The organism is Spirosoma sordidisoli (genome assembly GCF_004138325.1).
In the GTDB taxonomy this organism is placed as follows: Bacteria; Bacteroidota; Bacteroidia; order Cytophagales; family Spirosomataceae; genus Spirosoma; species Spirosoma sordidisoli.
On the sequence record NZ_SBLB01000017.1, the window covers coordinates 13,187 to 26,605 of the forward strand.

Sequence of the window (13,419 nt, forward strand, 5' to 3'; positions counted from 1 at the left end):
TATTGGGACAATAACAAAAGAAACCACAGAATCCGTAGAAACCAAACCATGCCCTATTTCACAGCAAACGGCGTTCGCCTGTATTACGAAGACAGTCAGGAAGGACAAACGGCCTCCCCGGCGGAGACCCTGGTTTTTTCGCATGGTCTGCTCTGGAGCGGCCATATGTTCCACAAACAGGTAGCCGCTCTGCGCAGTCAGTACCGCATCATCACCTACGATCATCGGGGGCAGGGCCGCAGTGAGATAACCGCCGATGGCTACGACATGGATACGCTTTATCAGGACGCGGTAGCCCTGATCGAGGGGTTGTCGCTGGGCCGCGTTCATTTTGCGGGGCTGTCGATGGGCGGCTTTATCGGGATGCGGCTGGCGGCTCGCCGGCCCGACCTCCTCCGGTCGCTGCTGCTGCTCGAAACATCGGCCGAGGGAGAGCCCCTCGAAAACGTGGGCAAATACCGAACGCTCTGCACCGTAGTAAACTGGCTTGGCACCTGGGCCGTAGCAGGTCCGGTCATGAAGATCATGTTCGGCCAGACGTTCCTGAACGACCCCGCCCGCGCCGACGAACGACTGTACTGGACGAAGCAGCTGCGGCAAAACAAACGAAGCATCACCCGGGCCGTCAACGGGGTTATTGACCGCAACCCCATTCTGCCCGAACTGGGCCAGGTAACTGCCCCGACGCTGGTGGTTGTGGGCGACGAAGATGTAGCCACCAGGCCGCCCAAAGCGCAGCGTATCCACGAAGCCATTGCCGGATCGCAGCTGGTCATCGTTCCGCGCGCGGGCCACAGTTCGAGCGTCGAAGAGCCGGAAGCGGTTACCCACGCCATCCGCTCGTTCCTGGAATCGGTCGGTCCGGACGGCTCCCGATGAACCACTTATCCGCCCAGGCTGCGCATCCGTCCGAAAACCGTTGGTAGTCGGCTAAAGACGCCGTATATTCATACACTCGTTTTTTCCATCCGGCCCGCTCCGGCGGTTTGTCCTCTATACAACGTGCAGTTTATTCGCCAGACGTTCGAAAGTTTCCGGTTTGCGTGGCAGGCGCTACGCTCGAATCTGCTTCGTACCACGCTCTCTCTGCTGGGCGTTACGATTGGCATCTTTGCCATCATTGCCGTTTTTACGCTGGTCGACTCGCTGGAGCGTAACATCAAAGACAGTCTGTCGTTCATCGGCGACAAAGTCGTTTACGTAGAAAAATGGCCGTGGTCGTTCGGGGGCGAGTATCAGTGGTGGAAGTATTTCCAGCGGCCCGAGCCGAGCATGAACGAATACAAATTTCTGGCCGAGCGACTCGAAACCGCCCAGGCCGTTGTAGCGCTCGACTTTAAGGGACGCGTAACCATAAAGCAGGGGAACAACAGCATGTCGTCTCTGATTCAGGGCACCACCTTCGATTACAACAAGATTTCGGACGTGCCTATCGAACAGGGCCGTTATTTTACCCAGCAGGAGATAGACAACGCCCGCAACGTAGCCATTATCGGGTCCGACGTAGCCGACAATCTGTTTCCGGGTCAGGAGCCGGTTGGCCAGTCCTTTAAACTGAACGGACTCAACTACGTGGTCATCGGGGTTCAGGAGCGTAAAGGCGAAAGTATTCTCAACGTGGGGGGCAATCCGGATATCAAATGCCTGATTCCGATCGGCGCGTTTGCCAAGATGTTCCACTCCATCAACCCGAGTATCAGCATAGCCATTAAAGGGTACGACGACGACCAGGGACTGCTCGAACTGGAGAGCGAAATTCGGGGACTGATGCGTACCCGCCGGGGTGTGCGGCCTACGCAGGATGATAACTTCGCCATCAACCGGCCCGAAGCGCTGGCCCAGGCGATCGGCGGTATTTTCGGCGTACTGACCGTAGCGGGCTGGGTCATTGGCGGGTTCTCGATCCTGATTGGCGGGTTCGGCATTGCCAACATCATGTTCGTCAGCGTACGGGAGCGGACCAATATTATCGGCATCCAGAAATCGCTGGGCGCCAAGAACTACTTTATCCTCTTCCAGTTTCTGTTCGAAGCCGTGCTGCTGAGCCTGGTGGGCGGACTGGCGGGGATTTTCTTCGTGTATCTGCTTTCCTTCATGAACCTGGGCAGCCTGGACCTTCAGCTAACGGCTAGCAACATCATTCTCGGCCTGGGCGTATCGAGCGTGATCGGGATTCTGTCCGGTATCATTCCGGCCTTTTCGGCCGCCCGTATGGACCCCGTTATCGCCATCCGGGCCAAGTAAACCGGTTACCTGTTCGTCACGACCACGGTCAGCTCCTGTCGGCGGCCGGCATCCTGGCAAAGCCAGGCATGCAGAGCCGGGACCTAGTGCTTTATTAATCAAAACCTTACCAATGTGGTTTATCTCTATATGGGCTACCGATTTGGAAGCACCTGACTTTGGCTTTTATCTTCACGCCGGAATTACACAGCCGCATTCGGTTCAATTGGCTCTTTGATAGATCCGTTGGATATAAGCCGTCTGGACTTACCTACCGTATACACCGTAACGTAATGACTAAGCGCCTTCGATATCCTCGTTCTAACTAGTAGCTTTTACATGATTCTTATCGTTGATGACAGGCCAGAAAATATTCTCCCCCTCAAGAAGATTCTCGAACTGCATCGTTTTTCGGTCGATACAGCCGGTTCGGGGGAAGAAGCCCTGAAAAAAGTGCTTAAAAACGCCTACTCTGTCATCATCCTCGACGTTCAGATGCCAGGGATGGACGGCTTCGAGGTGGCCAATGCCATTGCCGGTTTTAGCAAAGCCCGCGACACCTCCATCATTTTTCTGTCGGCGGTCAACACCGAGAAGCGGTTTATCACCAAAGGCTATACCGCCGGGGGCGTCGACTACCTGACCAAACCCGTCGACCCGGATATTCTGGTGCTGAAAGTAAAGACCCTCCGCAAGCTGTACGAACAGCAGCAGGAGTTACGCACCATTCAGGATTCGCTCCGCAAAGAAGTCGACGTTCGCAAGCGCGCCCAGGAAGAGCTGGCAGCCCGGGTTCAGGAACTACAGACCGTGCTGGCCACTCTGCCGCAGATGGCGTTTACCATCACCCCCGACGGCCAACTCGAATACGTAAACGAACACTGGTTCCGGTACGCAGCCAGCCCAACCACCTTCCCCGACATCCACGCCGACGATGACATCTGCCCCGGCTGGGAATCGTGCCGCGATGCGGTTACCGAGTTTACCCGCGAGGTACGGCTCAAAAACGTCAGTACCGGCGACTACCGCTACCACCTGCTGCGCATTCTGCCGATCCGGCAACAGGACGTGCTGACCCGTTGGATCGGGACGTTCACCGACATTCACCCCCAGAAGCAGGCCGCCGAACTGCTCGAACAACAGGTCGAAATCCGGACGAACGAACTGCTGCTCAAGAACGCCGAGCTGGAACGCACCAACCACGAACTGCAGCAGTTTACGTGGGTGGTGTCGCATGACCTGAAAGAGCCGCTCCGAAAAATTCAGCTCCTCAACGATACGATCAAGGAGAAATACCTTAAAGACAACGACGAAGCGGTTTCGTACCTCGACCGCTCCATCCGGTCGTCGGCGCGGATGTCGGCGCTGATCAACGACCTGCTGGCGTACTCGCAGCTGTCGGCCCCCGAACCGTTTCAGCCTACCGACCTCAACGACCTGCTCGACGACCTGCTGCTCGACTTCGACGATGTGATCAGCCGCCGGTCAGCGCTCGTTACGGTGGCGCCCCTGCCCGTTCTTGAGGTCATACCGACCCGCATCCGGCAGGTTTTCCAGAACCTGATCAGCAACGCGCTTAAGTTTTCGCAGCCCGATCAGCCGCCCGTCATCAGCATCTTCGGCGAGCGCATTGACCGGAAAGCCATCGATGCCGACCCGGCCGATGAGGGCCCGTTCTGCCGGATTGTCGTCCAGGATAACGGCATCGGCTTCGACGAGAAATTCCTCGACCGGATCTTTGTTATTTTTCAGCGACTCCACAGCCGCACCAGCTACGAAGGCACGGGCATCGGGCTGGCCATTGCCAAAAAGAACATCGACAAACACAACGGCCTGATCTCGGCCCGGAGCCGCCCCAACGAAGGCACGCGGTTTATCCTGGTCCTGCCGGTTAGCCAACCCCACCGGCTCTCTGATTCCAGCTCACTGTAAGTCCCTATTTATTTGCACACATGCCACCAACCTCAACGTCGAACTCAGTAATCCGGCAGCTACAGCTCGTTTTTTCCTTATCAACGCTGCTGCTGCTGATTAGCCTGACCGCTTCGTTCTACAGCATCCAGAAACTGATCAGCAACTCGCAGCTGGTCAACCGCACCAACCAGGTCCTGATTGAATCGGAGAATATTATCTCGTTCATGAAAGATGCCGAAACGGGGCAGCGTGGCTATCTGCTGACGCTCGACCCCCTGTTCCTGCAACCCTACGAGGGCAGCCGGCAGAAAGTACTGGCCAGCCACGAACGACTCCGCGACCTCACCAGCGACAATCCCGCGCAACAGAAAAACCTGACGCAGGCGAAAGGGCTGTACGAGGCCAAGTTTGCGCAGATGCAGCGGATTATCAACATGGTCGTTCGCAACAGAGAGTTCAGCCGGGATACCGTAGCCCGCCATCGGGAGATGGTACGCGGCAAGCAGGTGATGGATGAACTACGGGTCGTTGTGGAGCGGATGAAAGCCGAAGAAAACGCCCTGCTGCGCAACCGCACCCAGCAACAGCAGGTCTACATTACCTATACGCCCTTCCTGCTGGTTATATCGGCCATTATCTCCATGCTGATTACCGCCTTCACCTACGTCCGTATCAAAAAAGATATGGACGACCGGATTACCCGGCAGCAGGAGGCCGAAGAGAAATACATTGAAACGGCCGGGCGAATTGCCGTCATGGAAGACATTACCGAGAGCATTGCGGCTGGTAACTACGCCGTCAGAAGTCAGGATACCAAAGACGATGAGCTGGGCCGTATTGCGCGGGCGCTGAACCAGATGGCCGGCGCCCTCGAACAGACCTTTACCGACCTCAACGCCAGAAACTGGCTGCAGAGCGGAGCCGTCCGCATCAGCGACGCCATTCGGGGTGAACGCGACATCAACCGGCTGGCTACCCGCCTGATCGATACCATGGCCGACTACCTCCGGGCTCCGCTGGGTACGATCTACCTCCTCGATAACAACCTCACCTTCTCGCTGGCCGGCAGTTTTGCCGCCAAAAACGTGCCTGTCACCGTCAAATCCGGCGAAGGGCTGATTGGCCATGTTATCGAGCGCAAGAAAACGATGGTTATCGACAACGTACCCGCCGACTACAGCCGGATCAGCTCGTCGCTGGGCGAAGCGGTACCCAACACGCTGGTGCTGACTCCGCTCGTATACGGCGATACCTGCCTGGGCGTGCTGGAACTGGGCCTGCTGGACAAACCCGACCCACTGACACTCGAATTTGTAGAAGCCAACCGCGAAGCAATGGCCATGGGCGTCAATGCCGCGCTGGATTACGTCAAACTCCAGAATTTCCTCGAAGAAACCCAGGCCCAGGCCGAGGAACTACAGGCGCAGCATAGCGAGATGGAGAACCTGAACGCCGAGCTGGAAATGCAGGCCCAGAAGCTGCAGGCGTCGGAAGAGGAGCTGCGGGTCCAGCAGGAAGAGCTCCAGCAGACCAATACCGAACTCGAAGAGCGGGGCCTGCTGCTGGAAGAAAAGAACAACGACATCCAGAAAAAAGCCGACGAGCTGGAGCTGGCTACGCGCTACAAATCCGAATTCCTGGCCAATATGTCGCACGAGTTGCGGACGCCCCTCAACTCGATTCTGCTGCTGAGCCGCCTGCTGGCCGAAAATACCGAAGCCAACCTGAACGACGATCAGGTCGAGTACGCACGGGTCATCCAGTCGTCGGGCAACGGGCTGCTGGGGCTGATCGACGAAATCCTCGACCTGTCGAAGATCGAAGCCGGGCAGATGAAACTCGAATACCAGGAGGTAGCCCTGACCGACATCACCGACGAGCTGCAGGCCCTGTTCGGTATGCTGGCCCGCGAAAAAGGGCTCGACTTCACCATTACGACGGCGCCCGACGTACCCGCCCTGATAGAAACCGACCGGACCCGACTCGGGCAGATCCTGAAAAACCTGCTGTCCAACGCCCTCAAGTTTACGGCTACGGGCAGCGTGTCGCTGTCTATCGAGCGGGAAACGTCGCGGTCCAACGCGCTCTGTTTCGTGGTAACCGATACGGGCATTGGCATACCTGCCGAGAAGCAGCCGCTGATCTTCGAAGCCTTCCAGCAGGCCGACGGGTCGACCAAGCGCAAGTACGGCGGCACCGGACTGGGTCTGTCGATCAGCCGCGAGCTGGCCAAGCTGCTGGGTGGCGAGATCACCCTCCGGAGTCAGGTCGACGAGGGCAGTACCTTTACCATCCACCTGCCCGTTTCACCGAACCAGCCGGTCGGCCCGGCCAGCCCCTCACCGGCCCAGCCAGAGCCGACGCCCAGCCCGGTAGCGACCCCGGCCCGACGCCCGGCCGCGGAGCCTGGCCGGTACATCAGCACCGTTATTCCGGAAGCCATCCCCGACGATCGGCACACCATTACGGAGCAGGACAAAACCCTGCTGATCGTTGAAGATGATACCAGCTTCGCCAAATCGCTGCTCGACTACACCCGCAAGAAAGGCTACAAGGGGATTGTGTCGGTTCGGGGCGACGAGGGCCTCCAGCTGGCCATCACGTACAAACCAGTGGGTATCCTGCTCGATATTCAGCTGCCCGTTATGAGCGGCTGGGAAGTGATGGACGCGCTGAAAGCCAACCCGCAGACCCGCCCCATTCCGGTACATATCATGTCGTCGCACAAGCTCAAAAACGAGAGCCTGATGAAAGGGGCCATCGATTTTGTCGATAAGCCGATGGCGTTTGAACAGATGCAGGACGTGTTCAAAAAGATCGAATACGTCCTCAACCGCGACCCCAAAAAGGTACTGATCATCGAAGATAACCCCAAACATGCCAAAGCCCTGGCCTACTTTCTGGAGACCTTCGATATCAGCTCGGAACTGAAGAGCAACGTGACGGAAGGGATCGATGCGCTGAAGCGACGGGAAGTCGACTGTGTCATTCTGGACATGGGCATTCCCGACCATAAAGCCTACGAGACGCTGGAAGAAGCCAAAAAGAACCCTGGCTTCGAGAACCTGCCCATCATCATTTTCACCGGCAAAAGCCTGTCCATGGCCGAGGAGCTCCGAATCAAGCAATATGCCGACTCGATCATTGTCAAGACGGCCCACTCGTACCAGCGCATGCTCGACGAGGTGTCGCTGTTTCTGCACCTGGTTGAAGAGAACAAAGCCGCCAGCGGCACCAACGGCGCGGGCAAAAAGCTCGGTGGCCTAAGTCAGGTGCTGACCAACAAAACGGTGCTGGTCGCCGACGATGATGTTCGGAATATATTCTCGCTGTCGAAAGCCCTAGAGCAGTACAACATGACCGTCATTGCCGCGCTGGACGGAAAAGAAGCCCTGCAGAAGCTGGCCGAAAACCCCGACGTCGACGTGGTGCTGCTCGACATGATGATGCCCCAGATGGATGGTTACGAAACCGCCCGCCAGATTCGGGAGCAGTATCAGTGGCGCAACCTGCCCGTCATTGCCGTAACGGCCAAAGCCATGACCGGCGACCGGGAAAAATGCATTCAGGCGGGCGCATCGGACTACATCACCAAACCCGTTGACATCGACCAGCTCGTCTCCCTGCTGCGCGTCTGGCTCTACGACCGGGCCTAGATGGGTCGGATTGGCTGACGCACATGAGCCGCGAGGGCCGGGGCGGTCGCGGCTCTACACCGTGGTGCGTGCGGTGGGCGGGTTCACGGTGGTGCGTGTCCTCACGGACCACTTATCCGGATGGTGTTGCTGACGCAAATGTGGTCCGTGAGGACACGCACCACGGTGACGAAGAGATGTACCGCCTGGCAGTAAACCCCCGCTACACACATAAACTCAACTAGCTTTTCCCTCAAACATCCTGTTACATGTCGAAAAAACGAATTTTGATTATTGACGATGACGCCCGAAATATATTCGCCCTGACCGCCACGCTGAAGGCCAGATCGTTCGAGTGTGTGTCGTGCCTGAACGCCCACGATGCCCTGGATATCCTCAAAACCGACACCCCGATCGATGCCATCCTGATCGATATGATGATGCCCGACATGGACGGTTACGAAGCCATTCCACGCATCAAAAACCTCGACAGCCGACGCAACACCCCTATTTTTTCGGTGACGGCACAGGCTATGGTCGGCGATCGGGAAAAATGCCTGCGCGCGGGCGCTACCGACTACATTGCCAAGCCCATTGATGTAGACCGGTTACTACAACTGCTGTCGACTATCTGATGAATGACTATGATTGAGGAGGAAGAAATCGATTTGTTGTTGAAAGACCTGTATGAAGTATACGGTTATGACTTTACGCAATACGCCCGGGCGTCGCTGAAACGACGCATCAACCGCCTGTGGACGCTGGACAAGTTTCCGAGCTTTGCCGAACTGCGCTACCGGGTCCGCTCCGACCCCGATTACCTGAAACGGTTCGTGGAGGAACTGACCGTAAACGTAACCGAGATGTTCCGCGACCCCACCTATTACCGGACCCTGCGCACCGAGGTACTGCCAACCCTGACGGCCAAGCCTTTTATCCGGATCTGGCACGCGGGCTGCTCAACGGGCGAAGAGGTGTTCTCGATGGCTATTCTGTTGAAAGAGGTCCGGCTGCTGCATAAGTCGATTCTGTACGCCACCGACCTCAACCCGGAAGTACTGGAATCGGCCCGCAAAGGTATTTTCTCGATGAGCGCCATGAAGCAGTACTCCGAAAACTACATCCTGTCGGGCGGCACGACCGATTTTTCGACCTACTACACAGCGCATTACGGACGGGTGAAGTTCAACGAAGAGCTGGCCGAGAAAATGGTTTTTTCGACGCATAACCTGGTATCTGACCGGTCGTTCAATGAGTTTGACCTGATCCTGTGCCGGAATGTGCTGATCTATTTCACGAAGACATTACAGGAGCGGGTGCTTACGCTGTTTGATGAGAGTCTGGCCCCGCTCAGCTACCTGGGCCTGGGCAGCAAGGAAACCCTGAAGTTTTCCAGCATCCAGTCCCGCTACAAACAACTCGAAGGCGAAAAAATATGGCGAAAAATAGGCTAAACGCGGGTCATTCTGTCGACTGTAGTGTTGTCGTTATTGGCGGCTCTACCGGTAGCATCGATGTGCTGCTGCGGTTGCTGCCTGCTTTACAGCCCCCCCTGTCGTTTGCGCTCATCATTGTGGTGCATCGCCGGAATACGGCCGACTCTACGCTGGCCCATCTGTTCTCCCTCAAAACGTCCGTTCCGGTCAAAGAAGTAGACGACAAAGACGTTATCCGGCCCGGCACGATCTACCTGGCCCCGGCCGACTATCACCTGCTGCTCGAACGCGACGGCACCTTCTCGCTCGACGATTCCGAGAAAATCAACTACAGCCGCCCGTCCATCGACGTTACCTTCGAGTCGGCAGCCGACGTATGCGGGTCGCAGCTGGTAGGGGTGCTGCTGTCGGGGGCCAACGCCGACGGGACCGCCGGGCTGAAGGCCATCAAAAGCACGGGCGGTTTTACGGTTGTTCAGGAGCCCAACACGGCTCAGGTTGGGTTCATGCCGCAACAGGCTATATCGGGCGGAGTGGCGGATAACGTGCTCGACATTCCGGGCCTGATCCGGTTCATCAACGACCTTAACACGACTCGTAGTCGCTGAGAGTCAGTCGAAGCCGTTTTTCCACTTCTGCGCAATGGCCAGGGCCGTTTCGAGCATGGCAGGCTGCCACGTTTCTACCGCCCAGTCTGACCGGGCCAGCCCCGACCCGGCCAGCCGTTGCTGCGCCTGGGCGTAACTCACCGACGTTTCCAGAATGTCTGACAGTTCGAGTTGCTGCGCATACAGCAGCGGGTCTTCCAGTGGGCTGGGGTCGGGCACGTGGAACCGGCGCGGCAGGAACGAGTGATTGATCAGGGGGTTACGGATCTGGTTGGCAGCCTGTACGATATGGTCCATCCACAGAAAATCCTGCTGAAACTGGCTCTGCTGCCCGTCGGTTTGCAGGCCCGCGCCCAGCTGCTCCAGCACGACATACCGGAGGTTTGGGCACAGGTCGATGGCTTGTTTCAGCAGCCGGAAAACGTCGGCCGGCACCGCATCGTCGTGCGTATCGCGCCGGATGGTTCGGCCCGGCTCAACCGCCGACGGCGCCCAGCTCCCGCCCGAGAGGTGAATTTCGCGCACCCGATAGAGCGGGTACAGCGACAGCAACCCGTCCGGATCAACGCCAAAATTCCGGCTCTGGCAGTAGAGGTTGTGTAAGTCGAGGATGATGAACCCGTTGACGGGCTCGATCAGCTGGTTCAGAAAAGCACCGTGCCGGTCAACCTCATCGACCGTATAGGCGAACGCCAGATTTTCGAGGCCAACCGGGCAGTGGCAGGCATCCTGCAAGCGCAGCAGCCGGTCGCGGCCGATGGCCAGTGTCGACTCGGTAAACGGAATACTCATGGGTGCCCCCTTGTGGAAGTCGGCCCCGGTCATGAACCCGAAATGTTCGGTAACATGGTCAAACCGGTAGGTCCGGCTAAGCGATTTCAGCTGATCCAGCCATTGCTGCTGCGCCCCCGTCCACCGGCCCGAAAACAGGGAATAGAAAACGCCATGGCCCAGCAGTCGGCCTGCTCCGCTGTAGGTGCGCAGCAGCTCGGCAAACCAGTCAGGCATGGACCGCGGGTTAACCAGCGCATCGAACGACCACTCGATGGCGCCTACTTTTTCGTCGGCAAAGAGCGGCAGCGCAGCCCGCAGTATATGGCTGTCGAGGTTGCAGGCTACCGATGAGCGAATGTCGGTCATAGTTGGGGCTTATCCCATGCCGCAGGCCGGGCAATTGTCGGGCAGTTTCCGTTGCTGCTCTTTCTTCGCTTCTTCTTTTTTGGGTTTCACAAGGCCGTCTTTGCAGCTGCTGCCAACGGTCGTTACGGCCACGGCCAGCGCCATAGCCTGCAGAAGTGGTTTGGAAATTTTCATACGTCCAGGAACAGGAATGGGTGAAACAACAGGCCACCTGCCCATCGGCAAGCGGTTCTGTTCTCCAGACCCGCTTGCCGGCTCCGCGGTTGGAAAAGCAACCGTTTTTTTTACGGAGACGCGCCAAAAAAAGCGCCGACAACCCGAAGTCGCCGGCGCTTTGGACGTTGTACAAAAAATCCGTTTACCGTTCAATGCGGAAGATGTGCATGGGCAGCACGTAAGGGTCCAGCTCCACGTAGTTCCATTCGCCCTTCCAGGTGTAGTAGGCGCCCGTCAGCAGATCGTGGACCTGATACGACTCGTCGCCACCGATGCCCAGCTGCCAGATCGGCACCTGAACCATGCCGGCCCGGCGCTGGTACGCATCCGTATTGACCACGATCAGCAGGCGGTTGCTGGCGGCCGTTTTCAGATACGCCATAATCGCATCGTCGCTAACGGTGCAGAAGGTCAGGTTGTTGGTCTGCTGCAGGGCGGCATTCTCGCGCCGGATGCGGTTGGTTAGCCCGATGAGGTAGGTCAGCTTGTTGGTTTTGTTCCAGTCCCAGTACCGGATTTCGTACTTCTCGGAATTCAGGAATTCTTCCTTGTTGGGGAACGGCACATGTTCCATCAGCTCGAACGACGGGCCGTAAATACCGTAGTTGCTCGACAGCGTAGCCGCCATGAAGTACCGGATCAGGAACTGCGGCTCGTGGCCTCCCTGCAGGCTGTACGGGTTGATGTCGTGCGTGGTTGGCCAGAAGTTAGGCCGGAAATAATGCCGCATCTCACCCTGGGTCAGCTCCGTCAGGTACTCCTGCATCTCGGCTTTTGTATTCCGCCAGGTGTAGTAGGTATACGAATGGGCAAACCCGCGCTTGGCCAGCTCCTGCATCACTTTGGGCTTGGTGAAAGCCTCGGACAAAAACAGCATATCCGGGTACTCTTTCTTCACTTCGGCAATGAGCCACTCCCAGAACGCAAACGGCTTGGTATGTGGATTATCGACGCGGACGATGCGCACGCCCCAAGACCCCCACACGAGCAGTATGCGTTTCAGTTCCAGCCACAGGTTCTGCCAGTCTTCGGTTTCGAAATAAACGGGGTAGATATCCTGGTATTTCTTGGGCGGATTTTCGGCGTACTGGATACTGCCGTCGGGCCGTTTTTTGAACCACTCGGGGTGCTCCTTAGCCCAGGGGTGATCGGGCGAACACTGAATGGCGAGGTCCATGGCTACCTCCATGTCGTAGTTGGCAGCAATGGCAATCAGGTGTTTAAAATCCTCGACCGTACCCAGTTCGGGGTGGATGGCGTCGTGCCCGCCCAGCTCCGATCCGATTCCGTACGGTACCCCCGGCTCGCCCGGCTGGCAAATTACCGAGTTGTTTTTGCCTTTGCGGTGCGCCATCCCGATCGGGTGAATGGGCGGCAGGTACAACACGTCGAAACCCATGCCGGCAATGCGCGGCAGCAAAGCCTCTACATCGCGGAAGGTGCCATGCTTGCCTTCTTCCCGCGCGGCCGAGCGGGGAAACAGGCAGTACCAGGTGCTGAATCCGGCCCTGGCCCGGTCTACCTCAACGCCCAGCTCGGGACTGTAGCGCGTAGGGTGCTGGCGCTCGGGATATCGTTTGGCGAAGAAGGTAAACTGGTCGCTTTCGGCTACCGACACCGCTTCGTCGTAACGGCTCTCGTCGCGGAACAGGGCGGCCATCTCGCGCAGCGCTTTCAGGTCGGCTGATTCGTCGGCGGCTTTGCCCCCTTTCCGGGCGGGTTTCGTGTCGCCACCGGCCCGCCGAATGAGCCCGTCTACGTACTGCGCGCCCGCCAGCAGTTCGCTCGTGATGCGCTGGCCGTCGGCTACTTTCAGGTGTATTTCGTGCTGCCAGGAGGCCAGGTGGTCGACCCAGCCTTCGATGGTGTAGGTATAACGGCCCTGCTTCTCAACCACAAACGACGCTCCCCAGCGGTCGTTGCCCAGCAGCGCCATGGCCGTTTCGCGGTAGCTTTCGTCGTCGGTATGTTTATAAAGCAGCCGGACCGACAGGTAATCGTGTCCGTCGGCAAACACATCGGCCTCTACCGCGATCACATCGCCCGGCACGGCTTTGATGGGGAAGCGCCCCCCGTCGAGTTCAGGGCTGACGCGTTCGATCACCACTCGCGATTGTCCGTCGATGAGCGGCAATGCGACAGTTACGGGTAGTGTCGCATCGGCAGATACAGTTGGAGCCACGGCCGACGCTTTACTGCGCGAACGGGCAGGGGCTGTTTTGGGACTATTCATTCGTGATACACGTA

General features: G+C 57.8%; 10 protein-coding genes. 7 read left to right on the forward strand and 3 right to left on the reverse strand.

All coding sequences use genetic code 11. From position 1 onward, the window contains the following. Positions 1 to 48: 48 nt before the first annotated feature. The 7 genes from EQG79_RS30395 to EQG79_RS30425 all read left to right on the forward strand — a co-directional run bounded on the left by EQG79_RS30395 (position 49) and on the right by EQG79_RS30425 (position 9,816). Positions 49 to 879 carry an alpha/beta fold hydrolase gene (locus EQG79_RS30395; RefSeq protein WP_129606968.1) on the forward strand — a complete coding sequence of 277 codons (831 nt, stop codon included), beginning with the start codon at positions 49 to 51 and terminating at the stop codon, positions 877 to 879. A 123-nt stretch (positions 880 to 1,002) separates the two neighbouring features. Continuing rightward, a complete protein-coding gene (locus EQG79_RS30400) occupies positions 1,003 to 2,244 on the forward strand; it encodes an ABC transporter permease (protein ID WP_077921564.1) in 1,242 nt (413 codons plus the stop codon). A 318-nt stretch (positions 2,245 to 2,562) separates the two neighbouring features. Then, complete coding sequence (locus tag EQG79_RS30405) at positions 2,563 to 4,155, forward strand: response regulator (protein ID WP_129606970.1); 1,593 nt, start codon at positions 2,563 to 2,565, stop codon at positions 4,153 to 4,155. Positions 4,156 to 4,175: 20 nt separating this feature from the next. Next, positions 4,176 to 7,793 (forward strand): response regulator, encoded by a 3,618-nt coding sequence (locus EQG79_RS30410; RefSeq protein ID WP_129606972.1) that lies wholly within the window; start codon positions 4,176 to 4,178, stop codon positions 7,791 to 7,793. A 248-nt stretch (positions 7,794 to 8,041) separates the two neighbouring features. After that, positions 8,042 to 8,407 carry a response regulator gene (locus tag EQG79_RS30415; RefSeq protein WP_129606974.1) on the forward strand — a complete coding sequence of 122 codons (366 nt, stop codon included), beginning with the start codon at positions 8,042 to 8,044 and terminating at the stop codon, positions 8,405 to 8,407. A gap of 9 nt (positions 8,408 to 8,416) precedes the next feature. Next, a complete protein-coding gene (locus tag EQG79_RS30420) occupies positions 8,417 to 9,226 on the forward strand; it encodes a CheR family methyltransferase (protein WP_077921571.1) in 810 nt (269 codons plus the stop codon). Beyond that, complete coding sequence (locus EQG79_RS30425; RefSeq protein WP_129606976.1) at positions 9,208 to 9,816, forward strand: chemotaxis protein CheB; 609 nt, start codon at positions 9,208 to 9,210, stop codon at positions 9,814 to 9,816. The genes EQG79_RS30420 and EQG79_RS30425 overlap by 19 nt, the downstream gene beginning before the upstream one ends. Before the next feature lie 3 nt (positions 9,817 to 9,819). On the opposite strand, the gene EQG79_RS30430 is transcribed toward EQG79_RS30425, so the two are convergent. From EQG79_RS30430 to EQG79_RS30435, 3 genes are all read right to left on the reverse strand, one after another. After that, positions 9,820 to 10,956 (reverse strand): multinuclear nonheme iron-dependent oxidase, encoded by a 1,137-nt coding sequence (locus EQG79_RS30430; protein WP_129606978.1) that lies wholly within the window; start codon positions 10,954 to 10,956, stop codon positions 9,820 to 9,822. A gap of 9 nt (positions 10,957 to 10,965) precedes the next feature. Continuing rightward, positions 10,966 to 11,130 (reverse strand): chryseobasin-related MNIO class RiPP peptide, encoded by a 165-nt coding sequence (locus EQG79_RS31160; protein ID WP_161492760.1) that lies wholly within the window; start codon positions 11,128 to 11,130, stop codon positions 10,966 to 10,968. Between the two features lie 184 nt (positions 11,131 to 11,314). Continuing rightward, positions 11,315 to 13,405, reverse strand: a complete 2,091-nt coding sequence (locus EQG79_RS30435; RefSeq protein WP_077921575.1) for an alpha-1,4-glucan--maltose-1-phosphate maltosyltransferase — start codon at positions 13,403 to 13,405, stop codon at positions 11,315 to 11,317. Positions 13,406 to 13,419 lie beyond the last annotated feature (14 nt).

Coding starts and splice junctions, on each gene's coding strand:
- EQG79_RS30410 (WP_129606972.1), top strand. CDS start 4,176: ATGCCACCAACCTCAACGTCGAACTCAGTAATCCGGCAGCTACAGCTC.
- EQG79_RS31160 (WP_161492760.1), bottom strand. CDS start 11,130: ATGAAAATTTCCAAACCACTTCTGCAGGCTATGGCGCTGGCCGTGGCC.
- EQG79_RS30425 (WP_129606976.1), top strand. CDS start 9,208: ATGGCGAAAAATAGGCTAAACGCGGGTCATTCTGTCGACTGTAGTGTT.
- EQG79_RS30430 (WP_129606978.1), bottom strand. CDS start 10,956: ATGACCGACATTCGCTCATCGGTAGCCTGCAACCTCGACAGCCATATA.
- EQG79_RS30405 (WP_129606970.1), top strand. CDS start 2,563: ATGATTCTTATCGTTGATGACAGGCCAGAAAATATTCTCCCCCTCAAG.
- EQG79_RS30395 (WP_129606968.1), top strand. CDS start 49: ATGCCCTATTTCACAGCAAACGGCGTTCGCCTGTATTACGAAGACAGT.
- EQG79_RS30420 (WP_077921571.1), top strand. CDS start 8,417: ATGATTGAGGAGGAAGAAATCGATTTGTTGTTGAAAGACCTGTATGAA.
- EQG79_RS30435 (WP_077921575.1), bottom strand. CDS start 13,405: ATGAATAGTCCCAAAACAGCCCCTGCCCGTTCGCGCAGTAAAGCGTCG.
- EQG79_RS30415 (WP_129606974.1), top strand. CDS start 8,042: ATGTCGAAAAAACGAATTTTGATTATTGACGATGACGCCCGAAATATA.